We start from the raw sequence: 20,524 nt of genomic DNA on the forward strand, positions 1-20,524 counted from the left end.
CGTTGAGTGAGGTCACGGTGCGCATGGCAAAGCATGAGGTATACAATGCGCGCCATCGTGATTTAGCTCAAAAAGGTGCGTCATGCAGCCCTTCGTCATTGCTCCATCGATTCTCTCCGCCGATTTTGCCCGCCTGGGTGATGAAGTGGACAAGGTATTGGCCGCCGGTGCCGATTTCGTGCACTTCGATGTCATGGACAACCACTACGTGCCCAACCTGACCATCGGCCCGATGGTGTGCGCCGCACTGCGCAAGTACGGCATCACCGCGCCGATTGATGCGCACCTGATGGTCAGCCCGGTGGATCGCATCATCGGCGACTTCGTTGACGCTGGCGCGACCTACATCACTTTCCACCCGGAAGCCTCGCTGCACGTCGACCGCACCCTGCAACTGATCCGCGAAGGCGGTTGCAAGGCGGGCCTGGTGTTCAACCCGGCGACCCCGTTGAGCGTGCTTGAGTACGTGATGGACAAGGTCGACATGATCCTGCTGATGAGCGTCAACCCAGGCTTCGGTGGCCAGAAGTTCATCCCCGGCACCTTGAACAAGCTGCGCGAAGCCCGCGCGCTGATCGATGCGTCTGGGCGTGATATCCGCCTGGAAATCGACGGTGGGGTTAACGTCAACAATATCCGTGAGATCGCCGCCGCCGGGGCCGATACCTTTGTGGCCGGCTCGGCGATCTTCAACGCCCCGGACTACCAGGAAGTCATCGACAAGATGCGTGCCGAACTCGCGCTGGCGCGTCCATGAGCGGTTTTGAGCGGCTGTTCCCCGGCAAACTGCCACGGCTGGTGATGTTCGATCTGGACGGTACGTTGATCGACTCGGTGCCTGACCTGGCGGCGGCGGTGGACGAGATGCTGCTCAAGCTGGGGCGCAAGCCGGCGGGTATCGAGTCGGTACGCGAGTGGGTCGGCAATGGCGCGCAGATGCTGGTGCGCCGGGCCCTGGCCAACCATATCGAGGCTGAAGGCGTCGATGATGTCGAAGCCGAGCACGCCCTGGAATTGTTCAATGCAGCCTACGAAAGCAGCCACGAACTGACCGTGGTTTACCCCGGCGTGCGCGACACGCTCAAATGGCTGCACAAGCAGGGCGTGGAAATGGCCCTGATCACCAACAAGCCGGAGCGCTTTGTCGCGCCGCTGTTGGACCAGATGAAAATCGGCCGTTACTTCCGCTGGATCATCGGTGGCGATACTTTGCCGCAGAAGAAACCCGACCCGGCAGCGCTGTTTTTCGTGATGAAAATGGCCAACATCCCGGCATCCCAATCGTTGTTTGTCGGCGATTCGCGCAGTGACGTGCTGGCCGCAAAAGCCGCCGGTGTGCAGTGCGTGGCCCTGAGTTACGGCTACAACCATGGTCGTCCGATTGCCGAAGAATCGCCGGCACTGGTGATTGATGACCTGCGACTGCTAATACCCGGTTGCTTGGGAGCGGGCGCTGAGATAACGTTGCCCGACACCGAACCGTCCCCTTCTGGAAATCCCATCGTGGTGGTCACTCGCAAACTCTGGATGAAAGTCATCAAGGCCCTGGCCCGCTGGCGTTGGCGCGCCTGACTGATCCTGGCCGCGCTGCGGCATGTTTGCACACCTGACCGTTTGACCCTCAAGCCACGAGGCACCTCATGAACCGCGAAGAATTCCTGCGTTTGGCCGCTGCCGGCTATAACCGTATCCCCTTGGCCTGCGAAACCCTGGCCGACTTCGATACGCCGCTGTCGATCTACCTGAAACTTGCCGACGAGCCCAATTCCTACCTGCTGGAATCGGTACAGGGCGGCGAGAAGTGGGGCCGTTACTCGATCATCGGCCTGCCATGCCGCACCGTGCTGCGCGTGCATGATCACCATGTGAGCATCACGCAGGACGGCGTCGAGATCGAAAGCCACGACGTTGAAGACCCGCTGGCCTTCGTCGAAGCGTTCAAGGCGCGCTACAACGTGCCGACCATTGCCGGCCTGCCGCGCTTTAACGGCGGCCTGGTGGGGTATTTCGGCTACGACTGTGTGCGTTATGTGGAAAAACGCCTGGGCAAATGCCCGAATCCAGACCCGCTGGGCGTGCCGGACATTCTGTTGATGGTCTCCGACGCGGTGGTGGTGTTCGACAACCTCGCCGGCAAGATGCACGCGATTGTCCTCGCCGACCCTTCCCAGGCCGATGCCTTCGAGCAAGGCCAGGCCAGCCTGGAAGCCCTGCTGGAAAAACTGCGCCAGCCGATCACCCCGCGTCGTGGCCTGGACCTCAGCCGTCCGCCTGCTGCCGATCCGATCTTTCGTTCAAGCTTTACTCAGGATGACTACGAGCGCGCGGTCGACACGATCAAGGAATACATCCTGGCCGGTGATTGCATGCAGGTGGTGCCGTCGCAACGCATGTCCATCGACTTCAAGGCTGCGCCGATTGACCTGTATCGCGCGCTGCGTTGCTTCAACCCGACGCCGTACATGTATTTCTTCAACTTCGGCGACTTCCACGTGGTGGGCAGTTCACCGGAAGTGCTGGTGCGCGTCGAAGACAACCTGATTACCGTGCGCCCGATCGCCGGCACTCGCCCGCGTGGCGCGACCGAAGAGGCTGATCTGGCGCTGGAAGAAGACTTGCTCAGTGACGACAAGGAAATTGCCGAGCACTTGATGCTGATCGACCTGGGCCGTAACGATACTGGGCGCGTCTCGGAAATCGGTTCGGTGAAGTTGACCGAGAAGATGGTGATCGAGCGTTATTCCAACGTGATGCACATTGTGTCCAACGTCACCGGCGAGCTGAAAGCCGGGTTGACCGCGATGGACGCGTTGCGCGCGATTCTGCCGGCGGGCACGTTGTCGGGTGCGCCAAAGATTCGCGCGATGGAAATCATCGACGAACTGGAGCCGGTCAAGCGTGGTGTCTACGGCGGCGCCGTGGGGTATTTCGCCTGGAACGGCAACATGGACACCGCGATTGCGATCCGCACCGCCGTGATCAAGGACGGCGAGCTGCACGTGCAGGCGGGTGGCGGGATTGTTGCTGACTCGGTGCCGGCGCTCGAATGGGAAGAGACGCTGAACAAACGCCGCGCGATGTTCCGGGCTGTGGCGTTGGCCGAGCAGACTCCTCAGGGTTAACGGCTGGCGCTGGAACATGTGGGAGCTGGCTTGCCTGCGATAGCATCACCTCGGTGTACCTGATTCACCGAGGTGTCTGCATCGCAGGCAAGCCAGCTCCCACCATTGTTTTGTAGCGTGTTTCAGACCCGTTTAGAAATCCAGACTCACCCCGACACTCACCCCTTGCTGGGTCAGGCTGTCATCCTTCCTCACGTTATACACCGCCCGCAACGCCAGCTCCTGAGTCAGCTTGTGGCTGATGCCGAGGTTCAAGCGATCCGAATTGCTGCGAGGTGTGTAGCCGTCCAGCTTGAAGTCGATTCCCTGCACGCTGTTGAGTGAGATGTTGACCTTCTGAGCATCGTTTTCGAACTCGTGCTCGTGGGCCACTTCGCCAAATACTTGGGTTTGCGGGGTGACGCGGTAGCTGCCCTGCAGGCCGACGCCGAGACGCTTGGAGTCGCGTTGCTGATCATCAAACGTCAGTGCCGTGGAGCGGCTGTCCTTTTCCGAATAACCGTTCACTTCGACCCGCGCATAGTCGGCGCTGATAAACGGTGACAGGTGCCAATCGCTGCCGACGCCGGCAATGTCATAGCCCACTCGTCCGCTCAAGGCCCAGAGCCAGCCATCGGTGTCGCCTTTTTCGGAGCCTTCGCTGACGCCCAGGGCGAACTTGCGCTTGAGGCTGTCGAAGTCCAGCTTGCCGCCGGTCAGCGCGGCATCGGCCCACCAGTGATTTTGCTGATATTGAGCGAAGGCGGTGCCCATGTAGCTGTTGAGCGTGTAGTCCGAGTCGCGGGCGCCGACTTCGAGTGTCTGGCGATACAGCCCGGCGGCCACACCGACGCGCCAACTGTCGTCGAGCCGATAGCTGCCGCCGACATTCACGTTGTAGCCACTGCCGTCGCCACTGGCCGAGCTGCGTTGATCATCGAAGTCCAAGTGCTGGCCACCACCGGCCACGATCGCGCGCCATTGGCCGACGGCTTGCCAGTTGCCGTTGTCGGCTTGCCACTGGTTGCGCAGTTCATCCTGGTGGGCGCGCAAGGTGCCTTGGGCCATCTCCGGCAGCAAGGTGATTTCCCAGGGGGCTGCGAGCAGGGAATAGGCGTAGTCGGCGATCAGTTGTTGGCCGGCGATGGTGGGGTGGACCGAGTCGTTGTAGATCAGCTTGGTCGGGTCCGGCTGGGTGCCGCCGATGCCGTAGGTCGGGTTGGCGGTGCAACTGTTGCCGCTGAAGCAGGTGCCCGTGAGGTTTTGCCCGGAGGCCAAGCCGAAGCGGGCTGGGTCAGCGAAGGTTTCGTTTAACAGCAGCGGGATGTTCAGCGGGATGATCTGGGCATCGATCTGCGACAGGCGTTGCACCAGTGACTGGTTGAAGATGCCGCTCAGGGCCGAGCTTGCTGCCTGCGCCGGCGTGCCGTTGATGGCGGGGGTCAAGCCCAGGTCGGGCAGCATCCACACCATGATGTAGCGAGCCCCGGCCTGTTGCAGGGCTTGGGCGCTGTCCGCCAGGCGCCCACCCGCGGCAACGGCTTGACCCGGGCTGAGCACACGCCCTTGCAGGAAGTCATTGCCGCCACCGGACAGAAAATACAGCGCGTTCGGGTCGGCCCGCCCGCCGTTTGTCGGCAGATAACCCTGGCGACTGCGCAAAACGGTGCCGCCACCGGGGTTTCCAGGCGGAATCGCCGCATTGGAGACTGAGGTGATGGAGTCCAGGATGTTGTCGGTACGGTAGCCGCCGACCGCCCAGTTGTTCCCGTCAGGCAGGCCTTGTGCCGCGCGAACCGGCGAGGTGGAGGCATTCAGGTCGTTGGGCGCTACACCCAGTTTCGCACCCAGGAGGGTCGATGAGACAAGGCCATAGTCGCCCTGAAAGGTCGGCCCGGTGCGGTTGGTGAAGCGCAAAGTGGCGCCGGCCGAGCCATCGGGGAACTGGCCGGCGTCTGCCAGGCTGTCGCCAAAAACGACCATGGTTGAATAGGGTGAAGGGGCTGCAAACGCCTGCGCGCAGGCCAGGGACAAGAGAGCGCCAGCGAGGGGAGCGAAAAACGGTGGTCTGAGCATGCGAAATTCCATTTAGTTGTTTTTGTATCGGACGCGAAACACTAGCAATGTAGTGAGGGTTTTCTTCGAAGAAAACAGTTTTTTCCTATAAAGAAGTCGTAGTGATTCCCCCGTATTCGCTGCTCCATATTGCACCGCTGGCGAGGCTACGTTACTGTGCCTGAACGTATGAATGAGACCCTTCCCGTGTTGATCATCAGCAAACTCTTGATGCGAGTAGTCAAGGCACACGCCCGTTGGCGTTGGCGCGCCTGACATTTTTCTCTGCCGGCCCGGCCGGACCTGTACCGATTTGCCTTCTTCACCCGTTGTTCGACGCCCCTTGCCGGCTAACCCTGGCAACCGGAACGTGCGTCTGGCAGCGGGACACTCTCTTGGAAGGCGGTCATTCGAAATCAGTGAATTCAAGAGGTTTGAACCCACATGTTGCTGATGATTGATAACTACGATTCCTTTACCTACAACGTTGTGCAGTACCTGGGCGAACTCGGTGCCGAGGTCAAGGTGGTGCGTAACGATGAACTGACGGTTGCCGAAATCGCTGCCCTGAACCCGGAGCGCATCGTGGTTTCGCCTGGCCCTTGCACGCCGACCGAAGCGGGCATCTCTCTCGAAGCCATCCAGTATTTCGCCGGCAAGTTGCCGATTCTGGGCGTGTGCCTGGGCCACCAGTCCATCGGTCAGGCCTTTGGCGGTGATGTGGTGCGGGCGCGCCAGGTGATGCACGGCAAGACCAGCCCGGTATTCCATAAGGACCTCGGTGTATTCCACGGTTTGAACCTGCCGGTGACGGTAACCCGCTACCACTCGCTGGTGGTCAAGCGTGAAACCCTGCCCGAGTGCCTGGAACTGACGGCCTGGACCCAACTGGAAGACGGCTCGGTCGACGAGATCATGGGCCTGCGCCACAAGACACTGAATATCGAAGGGGTGCAGTTTCACCCCGAGTCAATCCTGACCGAGCAGGGCTACGAGCTGTTCGCCAACTTTCTCAAGCAAAGCGGCGGCACGCGCTAAGGACTTTCCATGGATATCAAGACTGCCCTGAGCCGTATCGTCGGCCACCTGGACCTGAGCACCGCTGAAATGAGCGATGTGATGCGCGAGATCATGACCGGCCAATGCACCGATGCGCAGATTGGCGCGTTCATGATGGCGATGCGCATGAAGAGCGAAAGCATCGACGAAATCGTCGGCGCCGTATCGGTCATGCGTGAGCTGGCGGACAAGGTCGAACTCAAGACCCTCGACGGTGTGGTCGATGTGGTCGGCACCGGCGGTGACGGTGCGAATATTTTCAACGTATCCACGGCGGCGTCCTTTGTGGTCGCAGCGGCTGGCTGCACCGTGGCCAAGCACGGTAACCGTGCGGTCTCCGGCAAGAGCGGCAGTGCCGACCTGTTGGAAGCCGCCGGGATCTACCTGAACCTGACGCCAGTGCAAGTGGCGCGCTGCATCGACAGCGTCGGCATTGGCTTCATGTTTGCCCAGTCCCATCACGGCGCGATGAAACACGCCGCCGGCCCGCGCAAGGACCTCGGCCTGCGCACCCTGTTCAACATGCTCGGCCCGCTTACGAATCCGGCCGGTGTGAAACATCAGGTGGTAGGCGTGTTCAGCCAGGCACTGTGTCGGCCATTGGCTGAAGTCCTGCAGCGCCTGGGCAGCAAGCATGTGCTGGTGGTGCATTCCAAAGATGGCCTGGACGAATTCAGCCTGGCCGCCCCAACCTTTGTGGCGGAGCTGAAGAATGACGAGGTCACTGAATATTGGGTCGAGCCTGAAGACCTTGGTATGAAAAGCCAGAGTTTGCATGGACTGTCCGTAGAAAGCCCTGCAGCGTCTCTTGAGCTGATTCGTGATGCCCTGGGGCGCCGCAAGACTGAGAACGGCCAGAAAGCGGCAGAAATGATTGTGCTCAATGCCGGTGCGGCGCTGTATGCCGCGGATCACGCCTACAGTCTTAAAGAGGGCGTGGCCCTCGCTCATGATGCTCTGCACACCGGGCTTGCTCGCGAGAAACTCGAAGAGCTGGGTGCCTTTACTGCGGTGTTCAAAATGGAGAATGAAGAATGAGTGTTCCGACCGTTCTGGAAAAAATTCTGGCCCGCAAGGCTGAAGAAGTCGCCGAGCGCCGCGCCCGTGTCAGCCTGGCCGAGTTGGAAGGCCTGGCGAAAAGCGCCGATGCACCGCGTGGCTTTGCCAATGCCTTGATCAAGCAGGCCAAGGAAAAGCAGCCCGCCGTCATTGCCGAGATCAAAAAAGCTTCACCCAGCAAGGGCGTGATTCGCGAGATCTTCATTCCTGAAGACATTGCCAAGAGCTACGAGAAGGGCGGTGCCACGTGTTTGTCCGTGCTGACCGATATCGACTACTTCCAGGGCTCCGATCTGTTCCTGCAGCAGGCTCGCGCCGCGTGCAAGTTGCCGGTGATCCGCAAGGACTTCATGGTCGACCCTTACCAGATCGTCGAAGCCCGTGCCTTGGGCGCCGACTGCGTATTGCTGATCGTCTCCGCATTGGATGACGTGAAAATGGCGGAGTTGGCGGCAGTCGCCAAAAGCGTCGGCCTGGACGTGCTGGTTGAAGTGCACGACGGCGACGAACTTGAGCGAGCGCTGAAAACCCTCGACACACCGCTGGTGGGGGTCAACAACCGTAACCTGCACACCTTTGAAGTCAGCCTGGAAAACACCCTCGACCTGCTGCCACGTATTCCACGCGATCGCCTGGTGATTACCGAAAGTGGCATCGTCAACCGCGCCGACGTGGAACTGATGGAAATCAGCGGTGTGTATTCGTTCCTGGTGGGCGAGACCTTCATGCGCGCCGAGAACCCGGGCGCGGAACTGCAACGCCTGTTCTTCCCTGAGCGTGGCGTGGCCGTCAGCGGTTCGACCCTGGATTGATTGAAGTGCGGTCAGTGTGGGAGCTGGCTTGCCTGCGATGCAGACACCTCGGTGTAGCAGTTACCCCCAGGTGATGCTATCGCAGGCAAGCCAACTCCCACATTTGGTTTTGTGTCTATTCATAGAAATAGGTGTTCGATGCTCAAGCCAGTGCCGATGACAGTTGAAGCAGGCCTTGCCGCCGAGCAGGACCTGCTGGCGGCCGTTTGCGCGGGCGAGCAAGAATTCGGCCTGCTGTTCTGGCAGCCCAGTGATCAGGCCTTGGTCATGCCGCGCCGGTTGAGCCGCTTGCCGGCTTTTGATGCGGCCAGCCAAGTCTCGGCCGATGCCGGTTGGCCGGTATTGCTGCGCGAAACCGGCGGTGAACCGGTGCCGCAATCTGCTGCGACCGTTAATATCGCGCTGGTTTACGCACCGCCGCGCAGTGAAGGCGATCAAGGGCGGATCGAAACCGGCTACCAGCGTTTGTGCCAGCCGATCTGTGACTTTCTGATTGCGTTGGGCGGTGATGCCAGTGTCGGTGAGATTGACGGCGCCTTCTGCGATGGCCGTTACAACGTCAACCTCAACGGTCGCAAGATGGTGGGCACCGCCCAGCGCTGGCGGCAAAGCGGCGGCCGCCCGGTGGGTTTGGTGCACGGTGCTTTGTTGCTGGATAACGACCGCGAGGAGTTGATTGCGGCGGTCAATCGCTTCAATGAAGCGTGTGGCCTCGACCAGCGGGTGCGTGCCGACAGCCATATTGCCTTGCACGAAGCCTTTCCCGCGCCGGATGCGATCACCCGTCTGGATGCGTTGTACCGTCAGATGCTGGCCGGGTTCCTGCCGGTTTAACGCGTACCGAACACCACCATCGTCTTGCCTTTGACGTGCACGAGGTTGCGTTCTTCCAAGTCCTTGAGCACGCGACCGACCATTTCCCGTGAGCAGCCGACAATGCGCCCGATTTCCTGGCGCGTGACTTTGATCTGCATGCCGTCAGGATGGGTCATGGCGTCCGGTTGCTTGCACAGCTCCAGCAGGCAACGGGCCACGCGTCCGGTGACATCAAAGAACGCCAGGTCACCCACTTTGCGTGTGGTGTCGCGCAGCCGCTGGGCGATCTGACCGCTCAGGGCGTACAGGATGTCGGGATCATGCTGGGCCAGTTCGCGGAACTTCGTGTAACTGATTTCAGCGACTTCGCACTCGACCTTGGCCCGCACCCAGGCGCTGCGTTCCTGCTCTTTGCCCGCCTGTTCAAACAACCCCAGTTCCCCAAAGAAATCGCCGGTATTGAGGTAGGCGATGATCATTTCGCGGCCCTCTTCATCCTCGATCAGGATGGTGACCGAGCCCTTGATAATGAAGAACAGTGTTTCCGAACGTTCGCCCGCGCAGATGATGTTGTGCTTGGCCGGATAACGCCGGCGCTGGCAATGCATCAACAGTTTGTCGAGGTTCTTGATCTTGGGTGTGGGAGTAAGAGCAACCATGGTTGTATCCCGGAAAGACTGCACGGTGTGGTTGGATTTATTTTTTTATCCAGCGGTGTCGGCATTGAGACACGCTGTACAAAGGATGGCAATGCGCCATTGAATTGGCGCCAGCTTAACAGACACATTCTGCTTCGATTAAGGAATTTACCGGGCAAAGACTGCTATTTACAGCTTTCATGCTGGGCGCTGCTGTTTCAAAGCCCTGTGCTAAGCTGGCGACCCTTTTTTAGCAGTGGAGTCTGGGCGATGAAGGCACGCATCCAATGGGCGGGCGAGGCCATGTTCCTCGGTGAGTCGGGCAGTGGCCATGTAGTGGTCATGGATGGCCCGCCGGACGCCGGTGGCCGTAACCTGGGCGTACGCCCGATGGAAATGCTCCTGCTGGGGGTAGGCGGTTGCAGCAACTTCGACGTGGTCAGCATCCTGAAGAAATCCCGTCAGGCCGTGGAAAGCTGCGAAGCCTTCCTGGAAGCCGAGCGCGCCACCGAAGATCCCAAGGTGTTCACCAAGATCCACATGCATTTCGTGGTGAAGGGTCGGGCGCTGAAGGAAGCCCAGGTCAAGCGAGCCATTGAGCTGTCAGCTGAGAAGTATTGCTCGGCGTCGATCATGCTCGGCGCGGCCGGTGTGGCTATCACTCATGATTACGAGATCATTGAGTTAGGTTGAGACACACCGCAAAAGAAAAGGGCGCTTCGATAGCGCCCTTTTTTGTGGATCAGTTTTGACGCACTTAGATGCGATAGGTGCTTTTGGTCATTACTTTGGCCAGCAGGCTCATACCAAACCGCACCGGCGCCGGGAAGCGGAAGCCGCCCGCATCCAGTGCGCTATCTGCGTGATGTTCTTCATCAATACGCATCTGCTCAAGAATGGCGCGAGACTTTTCGTCCTCGGCCGGCAGTTGCTCCAGGTGTTCATCCAGGTGTTTGCAGACCTGATGTTCCGTGGCGGCGACAAAACCGAGGCTGACCTTGTCGCTGATCAAGCCGGCGGCGGCGCCGATACCAAACGACAAACCGTAAAACAGTGGGTTGAGCACGCTGGGATGGCTACCGAGCTGGCGAATGCGTTGCTCGCACCAGGCCAGGTGGTCGATCTCTTCTTCGGCCGCATGTTCCATCGCTGCCCGTACTTGCGGCAGCTTGGCGGTCAGCGCCTGGCCTTGGTACAACGCCTGGGCACAGACTTCTCCGGTATGGTTGATGCGCATCAGGCCGGCAACGTGGCGGGTGTCGGTCTCGCTCATCTGCGCGTCGGGCTGCACGATGGCAGGCGATGGGCGGTACGGTTGGCCGCTGAACGGCAACAGCGTGCGCATGGCCGTGTCGGCTTGCAGCAACAGACGGTCAATCGGCGAGTAGTGACGTTGGGTAGTCATGCTGACCTCCGGGAAGAATCTCGGCGGTCAGTTTACCGCAAGAGAGGGTGAAGCGTTTGCGCTGAGTCAAGGGCATTGGGTCGCAGCCCGGGGCTGCGACCGTGGTTGCAGGGTTGATCAGCCCGGTGGCCAGTTCATCTGGCGCTGACCCAGCACGTGCATATGAATGTGATAAACGGTCTGCCCGCCATCCTCATTGCAGTTCATGACCACGCGAAAGCCCTTCTCGCAGCCTTGCTCCACCGCCAATCGCTGAGCGGTGAACAAAATGTGTCCAGCGAGGGCTTTGTCTTCTTCGGTCAGGTCGTTGAGGGTACGAATAGGCTTTTTCGGAATCACCAGAAAATGCACGGGCGCCATTGGGGCAATATCGTGGAAGGCGAGGACCTGGTCATCTTCATAGATGATCTTCGCGGGTATTTCCCTGTTGATGATCTTGGTGAACAGAGTATCCACAGCTGTTTCTCCATTGTGAAAGTGCAGGGGAGTGTACCCAGCCAGTCAGCGTGGGCAATAGGCCTTGTTGATCGCACCGGCGATCTTGCGTGTCAGCCAGCGAGGGCTGAAACGCGGGCTGAAGGCCAGCCAACGGTTGCGTCGCCCGGGAATGATGATGGCTTTGTTTCTTTCCAGCGCACGCACGGTGTAGAGCGCAACTTCTTCGGGGCTCATCAGTTGCTTACTGCGGTCCAGCTTGGCGGTGTCCATTTGGGCGGTGCCGAAGAACGCAGTGCGCGTAGGGCCGGGGCACAGTACCGAGACTTTGATGCCGCAGGTCTTCAACTCTTCGCGCAAGCCTTCGGAGAAGTGCAACACATACGCCTTGCTGGCGTAGTAACTGCTCATCCACGGGCCAGGCTGAAAGGCTGCGACCGAGGCAACGTTGAGAATCTGGCCCCCACCATTGAGGGCCATGGCGTTACCAAGGGCATGGCACATGCGGGTCAGGGCCAGGATGTTGACTTCGATCAGGTCTTGTTCAGTCATCCAGTCCTGGGCCAGGAATGGCCCGCTGGTGCCCATGCCGGCGCAATTGACCAGCAGGTCTATCTGGCGCTCACCTTCTTCAAGTTCCAGCAGAAACCCGGACAAGCGCAGCGGCTCGCCCAGGTCGCAGGCACGAAACAGCACCTCGACGCCGAAGCGTTGAGTCAATTCAATTGCAATGCTTTCCAACTGATCACGCTGGCGGGCCACCAGAATCAAGCTGCGGCCGCGACGGGCCAGTGCTTCGGCCAAAGCCAGGCCGATGCCGCTGGAGGCACCGGTGATCAGAGCGTAACGGGTCATGCCTTTCTCCATCGCAACGCCGCCGGGCCTGTGACAGAGGCATCACAGGCGGCGGGCGTTTCTTCACTGTTCTGGAGAGTCTACAGGTTCGGCCGTGTCGTCAGCACTTTGCGCGCCTTCTTCTTCATCAACAGTGACGCTTTGATCGGTGGCGTCATCGGAGGTGATGGAGCTGCTTTCGTAACTGCTGTCCATATTGGCTTCGAGTTGGTTCAAGTAGCCGTTCATACCCAGCGCCACCACAATGGCGAACATCACCGGAATGAATGCCAGCCACAGGGCAGCCAACACTTTTACCGCGGTGGAGTTGCGCGGAGGCGGCGCGCCGTATTGGTTGGCGCCTGCATTACCCGGCAATACCAGCAACAGGATCGGGAAGACGCTGTTCACCAAAGGCACCAGGTGCAGGAACCACAGCCAGCCCGACCAACCCAGGTCGTGCAGGCGTTGCACACCGATTTGCACACTGACCCAGACAATCGCAACAACCAGCGCGAAGCCCAGCAGCGAGCCGAGAATGATGCCGGCGGTCGGTGAGGCGGTCGCCACGGCAAAGCTCGCGGTGCTGATGATGCCGCCAGCGACCAGCATTGCCAGGGTCAACACCAGCGTCCAGGCGAGATACCGGAGACGGCCGATACGCCCGTTGATGGTGAAGACCTTGAGTGTCGAGTACTCCTCGGTGTGGTCACCCACTGCCGCACGCGGCGGAGCATAGGGCGAAGCAGCGGAACGCGAGAAGTCAGACGCGCGGGTATCCGTCTCGTGAGCTTCGGCCAGGCTGAAGGCCACGGGTTGCTCAGGTTCGATACGTGCATCGACCCCGGCGTTTTTCAGCGCCGTGAGGTAGGTTTCGGCATCGGAGCGGGACAGGTCACGCTTGAGCGCGACCGGGCGGCCGGTAAAAAGCTTTTCGATGGCTGCCACATCGCTTTTGAACAGTTCGGCGAGGTTCAGCTTGGCAGTGGTGCTTTCGACACCCGGGAGCAGGGCTCCGTCAAACACAATCTTGAAACGGTTGTCGCTCATGCGGGCATCCTTGTCACTTGAATCAGGGAAGGAGTACAGGCCGACTTCGGTCAGCAGGCCTGGCGGTTATCAGCGTGGCCAGCGAAGTTGTGCCGAGTGCTCGCGTGCCTTGCGGTATTCGGCATCCAGGCGGGCAATCAGTTCATCGACGCTGGGCAAATCATTAATCTCACCGACGCCCTGGCCGGCGGACCATACGGTCTTCCAGGCTTTGGCTTCGTCGCTCAACGGCTTGAGCTTGGAGCCGAAGTTTACTTCACCTTTGCCTTGTAAGGCAGCGAGGTCGAAACCGGCGTTTTCCAGGCTTTGGCGCATGAAGCTCGCCGGTACGCCGGAGACTGCGGGAGTGTGCACGATGTCGGCGGCGCGCGATGTGAGCAGCATCTCTTTATAGGCATCCGTGGCGTGGCTTTCAGTGGTGCCGATAAAGCGCGTGCCGAAATAGGCGAGGTCTGCGCCCAGCACTTGGGCGGCGAGGATCTCGTGCCCATGGTTGAGGCAGCCGGCCAGCAGCAGGGTTTTATCGAAGAATTGGCGAATCTCGGCAATCAGAGAAAATGGGCTCCACGTGCCGGCATGGCCACCGGCGCCTGCGGCCACGGCAATCAGGCCATCAACACCGGCTTCTGCGGCTTTCTCGGCATGGCGCCGAGTGGTCACGTCGTGAAACACCAGGCCGCCGTAGCTGTGCACGGCATCGACCAACTCCTTTACTGCGCCCAGGCTGGTGATGACGATCGGCACTTTGTGCTCGACGCAAATCGCCAAGTCGGCTTCCAGGCGTGGGTTGCTGTTGTGCACGATCAGGTTCACGGCATATGGCGCAGGGTTGTCCAGTTGCGCCAGGCCCGCTTCGATTTCTTCCAGCCAGGCCTTGAAGCCGCTGCTCTCGCGCTGGTTGAGCGCCGGGAAACTCCCGACCACCCCATTGCGACAGCACGCCAGGACCAGTTGCGGGTTGGAAATCAGAAACATCGGCGCCGCCACCACGGGCAGGCGCAGACGTTGTTCGAGCAAAGCAGGCAGTGACATTGGAGGTACCCCGAGTAATTGAAATTAGAACGGTTTGACCACGACCAAAATTACGATAGCCAGCAATATCAGAACGGGCACTTCGTTGAACCAGCGATAAAAGACATGGCTGCGGGTGTTTTCGCCACGGGCGAAGCGTTTTACCTGGGCGCCGCACATATGGTGGTAGCCGATGAGCAGCACCACGAGCGTCAGCTTGGCGTGGATCCACGCGCCGGATTGAAAGATGGCGGGGTTGAGGTAGATCAGCCAGCCGCCGAACACCAGGCTGGCAATCATCGCCGGGCCCATGATGCCGCGGTAGAGCTTGCGCTCCATGATGCTGAAGCGTTCTTTGCTGACGGTGTCTTCACTTTGGGCGTGGTAGACGAACAGGCGTGGCAGGTAGAACAGCGCGGCAAACCAGCAGACGATACTGACGATGTGGAAGGCTTTGACCCATAGATAGAGCATTTCTAGTTATTCCCAGGTTCACGGTAACTGAAGATAGTAGTGGCTCATGCGCCCTTACGTCACGTTGGCGGTTGTCGCAGGACGATACGGCCCCTATTATCGACGGCTTTCCAGTGGGTTCGTTGAGGGCAGGTTTATGGTCAAGGTCGGTATCGTCGGCGGCACGGGTTACACCGGTGTCGAATTGCTGCGTCTGTTGGCTCAGCATCCGCAAGCTGAGGTGGTGGTCATCACTTCCCGATCCGAGGCCGGGCTGGCCGTTGCCGATATGTACCCGAACCTGCGAGGCCACTACGACGGCCTGGCGTTCAGCGTTCCGGACATCAAGACCCTTGGCGCGTGTGATGTGGTGTTCTTTGCTACCCCGCACGGGGTGGCCCATGCACTGGCTGGCGAACTGCTTGCTGCGGGTACCAAAGTCATCGACCTGTCGGCTGACTTCCGTTTACAGGACGCCGATGAGTGGGCCAAGTGGTACGGCCAGCCGCATGGCGCCCCTGAGTTGTTGGAGGAGGCGGTGTATGGCCTGCCGGAAGTCAATCGCGAGCAAATCAAGCAAGCGCGCCTGATTGCGGTGCCAGGTTGCTATCCAACCGCGACGCAGTTGGGGTTCCTGCCATTGCTGGAAGCGGGGTTGGCGGATACTTCGCGCCTGATCGCGGACTGCAAGTCGGGTGTCAGCGGCGCCGGTCGTGGTGCTGCAGTGGGTTCTCTGTACTCCGAGACGTCGGAAAGCATGAAGGCCTATGCAGTAAAAGGGCATCGTCACTTGCCTGAAATCCGCCAGGGGCTGCGTCGTGCTGCCGGTAAGGATGTGGGCCTGACCTTCGTTCCGCACCTGACGCCGATGATCCGTGGCATTCACTCCACGCTGTACGCAACCGTTGTCGATCGCTCGGTAGACCTGCAGGCGCTGTTTGAAAAGCGCTATGCCAATGAACCGTTCGTCGATGTGATGCCTGCCGGCAGTCACCCCGAAACCCGCAGCGTGCGCGGTGCAAACGTGTGCCGTATTGCGGTTCATCGGCCGCAGGATGGCGACCTGGTGGTGGTGTTGTCGGTGATCGATAACCTGGTCAAGGGCGCGTCGGGCCAGGCGGTACAGAACATGAACATCTTGTTTGGCCTGGATGAGAAGCTGGGCCTGTCCCACGGAGGCATGTTGCCTTAAAAGCAGCTGATAGCCTCAAGTTGTCAGCGGCCAGCTTGAAGCTTAACGGCTTGAAGCTGGCCTCTGCTCCCATAATAGTTGACCGCTTTTCTAGGAGAAGCGGATAATGCCCGTCATTACGCATATGGCGGCGGTACGCCGGGAGATTATCAGCATGAGCGTTGAATCCTTCACCCCCACGGCTTTGCAATTCACCCACGGTGCTGCGCACAAGGTGAAGAGCCTGGTCGATGAAGAGGGTAATGATCGCTTGAAGCTGCGCGTATTCGTTACGGGCGGCGGTTGTTCAGGGTTTCAGTACGGTTTTACCTTCGATGAAGATGTAGCCGATGACGACACCATCGTTGAGCGCGAGGGCGTCAGCCTGGTCGTGGACCCGATGAGCTTCCAATACCTGGCAGGTGCCGAGGTGGATTACCAGGAAGGTCTTGAAGGTTCGCGTTTCGTGATCAAAAACCCTAACGCCACCACGACCTGTGGTTGCGGGTCTTCGTTCTCGATCTGATCGGCAACGGAAACAAAAACGCCGCTTGGCTTAATAGGCCAAGCGGCGTTTTGCTGTCTGCAGATTCTGAAGGGGTAGTCAGGCGGGGTAGATCGCGCCCAGTACCCGCAGCCCGTGTGCGCCGGTGACGCTGGGGCGGTTGGCGGCGATGCCTTCCAGGCAGCAATGGGCCAGCCAGGCGAAGGCCATGGCTTCAACCCAGTCGGGGTCCACGCCGTAAGTCGCGGTGCTGCTGACCTGGGTGGACGGCAACAGCGCCGCCAAACGGCTCATGACTGCTGCGTTATGCGCGCCGCCGCCACACACCAGTAACGTCTCGGTGTCGGCTTGTGCCGCTTGCAGGGACTCGACGATGGTCAACGCGGTCAGTTCAAGCAGGGTTGCTTGTACATCCCGGGGTTGGAAGGCTGGCAATCTGCCAAGGTGATGTTGCAGCCATCCCAAGTTGAAGACTTCACGCCCGGTACTTTTGGGGCCCCGGGTCAGGAAGAATGGGTCGCTGAGTAGCGCGTTAAGCAACTGAATCTCGACTTTGCCACTGGCGGCCCATTGGCCGTCGCGATCAAATTGTTCGCCACGTTGATGGTGAATCCAGGCGTCGAGCAGGACGTTGCCTGGGCCGCAGTCGAAGCCGGCTACAGGTTTGCCGGTCTCGATCAGGCTAAGGTTGCTGAACCCGCCGATATTCAACACCGCGCGGTTACCGGTATGTTCCCCGAACAATGCTTCATGAAAGGCAGGCACTAATGGTGCGCCCTGGCCCCCGGCGGCGACATCGCGACTGCGAAAATCACTGACGACAGTAATGCCAGTCAGCTCGGTCAGCAGGGCCGGGTTGCCGATCTGTACGGTGAAGCCGCGTGCAGGTTCGTGGCGAATAGTCTGGCCGTGGCTGCCAATTGCGCGAATGTCATGAGGCATGAGGTGCTGCTGGCCCAGCAAGGCGTGAATGCCTTGGGCTGCAAGTGTCACCCAGTGTTGCTGGGCAATGGCCGAACGAGCGATTTCGTCCGGGCCGCTGGCGCACAGGCTTAGCAGCTCTGCGCGCAGGGTGTCTGGCATAGGGATGTAGTGCGTGGCGATCAAGTTGATCGCCGGGTTTTGTTCGATCAGGGCGATATCCAGGCCATCAAGGCTGGTCCCGGACATCACACCTATATAGAGCGGCATACCTTAACGCTTCGCCGAGGCCAGCAGGGTGGAGCGCTCCTGGTCCATGCGTGCCATCAACGGCTGGCTTTGTTGCAGGAAGCGCGCGCGCTCGGCTTTGGCGATGGGGTCGGCCATCGGCAGTTTCTGACCCAATGGATCGACGTGGACGCCATTCACCTGGAATTCATAGTGCAAATGCGGGCCGGTGGACAGGCCCGTGGTGCCGATGTAGCCGATCACCTGGCCTTGCTTCACGTTACTGCCCGTGGAGACGCCTTTGGCGAACCCTTGCATATGGCCGTACAGCGTGCGGTAGGTGTTGCCGTGCTGGATGATTACGGTATTGCCGTAGCCACCGCGACGTCCGGCCAGCAGGACCTTGCCATCACCGGCCGCTTTGATTGGCGTGCCGCGTGGAGCGGCATAGTCGACGCCTTTGTGGGCGCGGATTTTGTTCAGGATTGGATGCTTGCGACCCATGGAGAAGCGCGAGCTGATGCGAGCAAAGTCCACTGGCGTGCGGATGAAGGCTTTGCGCATGCTGTTGCCGTCAGCCGTGTAGTAGCTGCTATTGCCTTGTTTGTTGGTGTAGCGCACAGCGGTGTAGGTCTTGCCACGGTTGGTGAAGCGCGCGGAAAGAATGGCGCCGGTGCCGACCACCTTGCCGTTGGCGACTTTTTGTTCGTATATCACGTCGAATTCGTCACCCTGGCGAATGTCCTGGGCGAAATCGATGTCGTAGCCAAACACGCTGGCCATGTCCATGGTCATGCTGTGTGACAAGCCGGCGCGGGCGGCCGATTGTGACAATGAACTGTTGATCACACCGTGTACGTAGGCGGAGCGCATAACCGGTTTGGTGGTGATGCGGTTGAAGGCAAAGCCTTTGGCGCCCTTGGTGAGGGTAATGCTCTCGAGGTCGCTGACATTACTGTGCAGGTTCTTCAACTGGCCATTGGGTGCCAATTCGAACTCAAGCTTCTGGCCGTGTTTGAGCTGGGTGAATTGCTTGGCTTGTTTATCGCTGGCCAGCACCTCATTAACAGTAGCAGTGGGCAGGCCGACCTTTTCGAACAGCGTTGAAAGCGTATCGCCTTTGGCGACGATTACTTCGCGGTGCAGGGGATTCTTTGGGACAACCGCAGCAGGCTGCTCTTGAGCGGCGTGTTGAGTGTCTTCGGGAGTGCTTTCTATCTGTGCAAATGGTGATTCGGCTGGTGCGTTTGTGGCTTGTTGCGCGTCGGAAGCGTCTTGATCTTGTGTCAGTTGTTCAACTGGACTTTCCAGGTCAAGGCTCAGGGATGTTCGTTTGGCTTCTACGTCACTGGAAGGGAATACCAGGAGTGCCAGGCTGAGAAGGGCGGCGATACCACTTGCGGCGAGCAGGTGGGTCTTCGGGTAAAGCGGCGGCGCTTTAGACGGTTCTGTGGTCATAAGTAATTTTGACTTTGAAGATGAAATGGAAAAGATGAATGACATGATGAAGATGAAATAACTGTATAAAATATAACCAAATCATCTGTGGCGCAAGCTCGCGAACGCTGGGCTTGCTGAACGGTGTCCGTGCGCAGGGCAAAACTTGTAATTAGTCCCTGATCTTGTATGGTTGGTTCCCTTTTGAATCTGAGCCTTGCGGGTCTGTTATGAAGTCGGTTGAAGAGCAGCTAGCGCTGATAAAACGTGGTGCGGAAGAACTGTTGGTCGAGGCCGAGCTGATCGAAAAGCTCAAGCGTGGCCAACCCCTGCGTATCAAGGCTGGCTTTGATCCGACAGCGCCGGATCTACACCTGGGTCACACCGTGCTTATTAATAAGCTGCGCCAGTTCCAGGAACTGGGGCACCAGGTGATCTTCCTTATAGGTGACTTCACCGGGATGATCGGTGATCCGAGCGGCAAGAGCGCGACGCGTCCGCCGTTGACTCGTGAGCAGGTTCTCGATAATGCCGAGACCTATAAGACCCAAGTGTTCAAGATTCTCGATCCGGCCAAGACCGAGGTGGCATTCAACTCCACCTGGATGGATCAGATGGGGCCGGCGGATTTCATTCGCCTGACATCCCAGTACACCGTAGCGCGCATGCTTGAGCGTGATGACTTCGACAAGCGCTACTCCACCAATCAGCCTATCGCTATCCATGAGTTCCTCTACCCGCTGGTACAAGGGTATGACTCGGTGGCATTGCGCGCAGACGTTGAGCTGGGCGGCACTGACCAGAAGTTCAACCTGCTGATGGGGCGTGAGCTGCAGCGCGCATACGGTCAAGAGGCCCAGTGCATTCTGACCATGCCGTTGCTGGAGGGGTTGGACGGCGTCAAGAAGATGTCCAAGTCCTTGGGTAACTATGTGGGTATCCAAGAAGCGCCGGGTGTTATGTACGGTAAGCTGGTTTCGATTCCAGATGCATTGATGTGGCGTTACTTCGAGCTGTTGAGCTTCCGCTCGATGGACGAGATTAATGCACTGCGCGCTGAAGTCGAGGCGGGCGCCAATCCGCGTGATGTGAAGATCAAGTTGGCGGAAGAGATTGTGGCGCGCTTCCATGGTGAGGAGGCTGCGGCCAATGCTCACCGTGCAGCGGGTAACCGTATGAAGGATGGCGAGCTGCCGGATGATCTGCCGGAGATCGAATTGACTGCTGCTGAGGCGATGCCGATTGCTGCCGTCCTTAATAAGGCGGGTCTGGTGAAGAATTCCGCGGTTGCTCGCGACCTTTTGGGTTCCGGTGGTGTGCGTATAGATGGTGAGGTTGTGGATCGCACCTTTATATACGAGCTGGGCGCTACCCACGTTTGCCAGGCCGGCAAGAAGGCATTTGCGCGTATTACGCTCAAATCCGAATAAAGCTGGAATTAGGTGTTGACGGCGATTTATATCTGTCTATAATTCGCCCCACTTCCGGCGCAGTCGAAACGGAAAACTCCTTGGTAAACAAAGAGTTACGCAGG

At 59.3% G+C, this 20,524-nt stretch carries 21 protein-coding genes; 11 read left to right on the forward strand and 10 right to left on the reverse strand.

Annotated elements, in window-relative coordinates; all coding sequences use genetic code 11:
• Positions 1-82: 82 nt before the first annotated feature.
• The 3 genes from rpe (at position 83) to trpE (ending at position 3,122) form a co-directional block, all read left to right on the forward strand.
• Positions 83-757, forward strand: coding sequence for a ribulose-phosphate 3-epimerase (gene rpe / locus ACI77D_RS23875; protein WP_236379111.1), 675 nt, complete (start codon positions 83-85; stop codon positions 755-757).
• Entirely contained in the window at positions 754-1,572 is an 819-nt protein-coding gene (locus tag ACI77D_RS23880) for a phosphoglycolate phosphatase (RefSeq protein ID WP_053258304.1), read from the forward strand. Before rpe ends, ACI77D_RS23880 begins: the two co-directional genes overlap by 4 nt.
• Before the next feature lie 68 nt (positions 1,573-1,640).
• A complete protein-coding gene (trpE, locus tag ACI77D_RS23885; protein ID WP_128589081.1) occupies positions 1,641-3,122 on the forward strand; it encodes an anthranilate synthase component I in 1,482 nt (493 codons plus the stop codon).
• A gap of 132 nt (positions 3,123-3,254) precedes the next feature.
• Here the strand turns inward: trpE and estP are convergent, their stop codons facing one another.
• Positions 3,255-5,177, reverse strand: a complete 1,923-nt coding sequence (estP, locus tag ACI77D_RS23890) for an esterase EstP (protein WP_407017610.1) — start codon at positions 5,175-5,177, stop codon at positions 3,255-3,257.
• Positions 5,178-5,600: 423 nt separating this feature from the next.
• Here estP and ACI77D_RS23895 point away from each other — a divergent pair, with 423 nt between their 5' ends.
• The 4 genes from ACI77D_RS23895 to ACI77D_RS23910 all read left to right on the forward strand — a co-directional run bounded on the left by ACI77D_RS23895 (position 5,601) and on the right by ACI77D_RS23910 (position 8,920).
• Positions 5,601-6,194 carry an aminodeoxychorismate/anthranilate synthase component II gene (locus ACI77D_RS23895; protein WP_053258301.1) on the forward strand — a complete coding sequence of 198 codons (594 nt, stop codon included), beginning with the start codon at positions 5,601-5,603 and terminating at the stop codon, positions 6,192-6,194.
• 9 nt (positions 6,195-6,203) lie between these two features.
• Complete coding sequence (gene trpD / locus ACI77D_RS23900) at positions 6,204-7,253, forward strand: anthranilate phosphoribosyltransferase (protein ID WP_407017611.1); 1,050 nt, start codon at positions 6,204-6,206, stop codon at positions 7,251-7,253.
• Positions 7,250-8,086 carry an indole-3-glycerol phosphate synthase TrpC gene (gene trpC, locus ACI77D_RS23905; protein WP_064454372.1) on the forward strand — a complete coding sequence of 279 codons (837 nt, stop codon included), beginning with the start codon at positions 7,250-7,252 and terminating at the stop codon, positions 8,084-8,086. Before trpD ends, trpC begins: the two co-directional genes overlap by 4 nt.
• Positions 8,087-8,224: 138 nt before the next feature.
• The gene (locus ACI77D_RS23910) at positions 8,225-8,920 is read left to right on the forward strand and encodes a biotin/lipoate A/B protein ligase family protein (protein WP_407017612.1); all 696 of its coding nucleotides are present in this window, start codon (positions 8,225-8,227) and stop codon (positions 8,918-8,920) included.
• Here the strand turns inward: ACI77D_RS23910 and crp are convergent.
• Positions 8,917-9,561, reverse strand: a complete 645-nt coding sequence (gene crp / locus ACI77D_RS23915) for a cAMP-activated global transcriptional regulator CRP (RefSeq protein ID WP_064454370.1) — start codon at positions 9,559-9,561, stop codon at positions 8,917-8,919. The two genes, ACI77D_RS23910 and crp, sit on opposite strands and share 4 nt — an antisense overlap.
• Positions 9,562-9,810: 249 nt before the next feature.
• Between crp and ACI77D_RS23920 the strand changes: the two genes are divergently transcribed.
• Positions 9,811-10,233 carry an OsmC family protein gene (locus ACI77D_RS23920; RefSeq protein WP_017138086.1) on the forward strand — a complete coding sequence of 141 codons (423 nt, stop codon included), beginning with the start codon at positions 9,811-9,813 and terminating at the stop codon, positions 10,231-10,233.
• Positions 10,234-10,297: 64 nt separating this feature from the next.
• On the opposite strand, the gene coq7 is transcribed toward ACI77D_RS23920, so the two are convergent.
• The 6 genes from coq7 to hemJ form a co-directional block, all read right to left on the reverse strand.
• The gene (gene coq7 / locus ACI77D_RS23925; protein ID WP_053258296.1) at positions 10,298-10,945 is read right to left on the reverse strand and encodes a 2-polyprenyl-3-methyl-6-methoxy-1,4-benzoquinone monooxygenase; all 648 of its coding nucleotides are present in this window, start codon (positions 10,943-10,945) and stop codon (positions 10,298-10,300) included.
• A 117-nt stretch (positions 10,946-11,062) separates the two neighbouring features.
• Positions 11,063-11,401 carry a histidine triad nucleotide-binding protein gene (locus tag ACI77D_RS23930; protein ID WP_003210943.1) on the reverse strand — a complete coding sequence of 113 codons (339 nt, stop codon included), beginning with the start codon at positions 11,399-11,401 and terminating at the stop codon, positions 11,063-11,065.
• A gap of 45 nt (positions 11,402-11,446) precedes the next feature.
• Complete coding sequence (locus ACI77D_RS23935; protein ID WP_064454369.1) at positions 11,447-12,235, reverse strand: SDR family oxidoreductase; 789 nt, start codon at positions 12,233-12,235, stop codon at positions 11,447-11,449.
• 63 nt (positions 12,236-12,298) lie between these two features.
• Positions 12,299-13,264 carry a DUF805 domain-containing protein gene (locus ACI77D_RS23940; RefSeq protein WP_064454368.1) on the reverse strand — a complete coding sequence of 322 codons (966 nt, stop codon included), beginning with the start codon at positions 13,262-13,264 and terminating at the stop codon, positions 12,299-12,301.
• 69 nt (positions 13,265-13,333) lie between these two features.
• Positions 13,334-14,296 carry an NAD(P)H-dependent flavin oxidoreductase gene (locus ACI77D_RS23945; protein WP_407017613.1) on the reverse strand — a complete coding sequence of 321 codons (963 nt, stop codon included), beginning with the start codon at positions 14,294-14,296 and terminating at the stop codon, positions 13,334-13,336.
• 24 nt (positions 14,297-14,320) lie between these two features.
• Positions 14,321-14,749: a protoporphyrinogen oxidase HemJ gene (hemJ, locus tag ACI77D_RS23950; protein ID WP_064454366.1), complete on the reverse strand. Its 429-nt coding sequence runs from the start codon at positions 14,747-14,749 to the stop codon at positions 14,321-14,323.
• A 136-nt stretch (positions 14,750-14,885) separates the two neighbouring features.
• Here hemJ and argC point away from each other — a divergent pair, with 136 nt between their 5' ends.
• Both argC and erpA read left to right on the forward strand, forming a co-directional pair.
• Positions 14,886-15,920, forward strand: a complete 1,035-nt coding sequence (gene argC / locus ACI77D_RS23955) for an N-acetyl-gamma-glutamyl-phosphate reductase (protein ID WP_407017614.1) — start codon at positions 14,886-14,888, stop codon at positions 15,918-15,920.
• Positions 15,921-16,074: 154 nt separating this feature from the next.
• On the forward strand, positions 16,075-16,425 hold the full coding sequence (erpA, locus tag ACI77D_RS23960; RefSeq protein WP_003176443.1) for an iron-sulfur cluster insertion protein ErpA: 351 nt from the start codon (positions 16,075-16,077) through the stop codon (positions 16,423-16,425).
• 78 nt (positions 16,426-16,503) lie between these two features.
• Here erpA and ACI77D_RS23965 read toward each other — a convergent pair whose 3' ends face one another.
• A complete protein-coding gene (locus ACI77D_RS23965) occupies positions 16,504-17,595 on the reverse strand; it encodes an anhydro-N-acetylmuramic acid kinase (protein WP_262666372.1) in 1,092 nt (363 codons plus the stop codon).
• Between the two features lie 3 nt (positions 17,596-17,598).
• On the reverse strand, positions 17,599-19,011 hold the full coding sequence (locus ACI77D_RS23970) for a peptidoglycan DD-metalloendopeptidase family protein (RefSeq protein WP_221295751.1): 1,413 nt from the start codon (positions 19,009-19,011) through the stop codon (positions 17,599-17,601).
• 209 nt (positions 19,012-19,220) lie between these two features.
• On the opposite strand from ACI77D_RS23970, the gene tyrS reads away from it, so the two are divergent.
• Positions 19,221-20,420, forward strand: a complete 1,200-nt coding sequence (gene tyrS, locus ACI77D_RS23975) for a tyrosine--tRNA ligase (RefSeq protein ID WP_064454362.1) — start codon at positions 19,221-19,223, stop codon at positions 20,418-20,420.
• Positions 20,421-20,524 lie beyond the last annotated feature (104 nt).

It is taken from the genome of Pseudomonas sp. O39 (assembly GCF_045447295.1).
Taxonomy (GTDB): domain Bacteria; phylum Pseudomonadota; class Gammaproteobacteria; order Pseudomonadales; family Pseudomonadaceae; genus Aquipseudomonas; species Aquipseudomonas antarctica_A.

Excerpts from the sequence above, each read along its gene's own strand:
- hemJ (WP_064454366.1), bottom strand. The coding sequence starts at position 14,749 with ATGCTCTATCTATGGGTCAAAGCCTTCCACATCGTCAGTATCGTCTGC.
- ACI77D_RS23965 (WP_262666372.1), bottom strand. The coding sequence starts at position 17,595 with ATGCCGCTCTATATAGGTGTGATGTCCGGGACCAGCCTTGATGGCCTG.
- crp (WP_064454370.1), bottom strand. The coding sequence starts at position 9,561 with ATGGTTGCTCTTACTCCCACACCCAAGATCAAGAACCTCGACAAACTG.
- ACI77D_RS23895 (WP_053258301.1), top strand. The coding sequence starts at position 5,601 with ATGTTGCTGATGATTGATAACTACGATTCCTTTACCTACAACGTTGTG.
- trpC (WP_064454372.1), top strand. The coding sequence starts at position 7,250 with ATGAGTGTTCCGACCGTTCTGGAAAAAATTCTGGCCCGCAAGGCTGAA.
- trpE (WP_128589081.1), top strand. The coding sequence starts at position 1,641 with ATGAACCGCGAAGAATTCCTGCGTTTGGCCGCTGCCGGCTATAACCGT.
- coq7 (WP_053258296.1), bottom strand. The coding sequence starts at position 10,945 with ATGACTACCCAACGTCACTACTCGCCGATTGACCGTCTGTTGCTGCAA.
- trpD (WP_407017611.1), top strand. The coding sequence starts at position 6,204 with ATGGATATCAAGACTGCCCTGAGCCGTATCGTCGGCCACCTGGACCTG.
- argC (WP_407017614.1), top strand. The coding sequence starts at position 14,886 with ATGGTCAAGGTCGGTATCGTCGGCGGCACGGGTTACACCGGTGTCGAA.
- erpA (WP_003176443.1), top strand. The coding sequence starts at position 16,075 with ATGAGCGTTGAATCCTTCACCCCCACGGCTTTGCAATTCACCCACGGT.
- ACI77D_RS23920 (WP_017138086.1), top strand. The coding sequence starts at position 9,811 with ATGAAGGCACGCATCCAATGGGCGGGCGAGGCCATGTTCCTCGGTGAG.
- ACI77D_RS23910 (WP_407017612.1), top strand. The coding sequence starts at position 8,225 with ATGCTCAAGCCAGTGCCGATGACAGTTGAAGCAGGCCTTGCCGCCGAG.
- ACI77D_RS23945 (WP_407017613.1), bottom strand. The coding sequence starts at position 14,296 with ATGTCACTGCCTGCTTTGCTCGAACAACGTCTGCGCCTGCCCGTGGTG.
- ACI77D_RS23935 (WP_064454369.1), bottom strand. The coding sequence starts at position 12,235 with ATGACCCGTTACGCTCTGATCACCGGTGCCTCCAGCGGCATCGGCCTG.
- tyrS (WP_064454362.1), top strand. The coding sequence starts at position 19,221 with ATGAAGTCGGTTGAAGAGCAGCTAGCGCTGATAAAACGTGGTGCGGAA.
- ACI77D_RS23970 (WP_221295751.1), bottom strand. The coding sequence starts at position 19,011 with ATGACCACAGAACCGTCTAAAGCGCCGCCGCTTTACCCGAAGACCCAC.
- ACI77D_RS23880 (WP_053258304.1), top strand. The coding sequence starts at position 754 with ATGAGCGGTTTTGAGCGGCTGTTCCCCGGCAAACTGCCACGGCTGGTG.
- ACI77D_RS23940 (WP_064454368.1), bottom strand. The coding sequence starts at position 13,264 with ATGAGCGACAACCGTTTCAAGATTGTGTTTGACGGAGCCCTGCTCCCG.
- estP (WP_407017610.1), bottom strand. The coding sequence starts at position 5,177 with ATGCTCAGACCACCGTTTTTCGCTCCCCTCGCTGGCGCTCTCTTGTCC.
- rpe (WP_236379111.1), top strand. The coding sequence starts at position 83 with ATGCAGCCCTTCGTCATTGCTCCATCGATTCTCTCCGCCGATTTTGCC.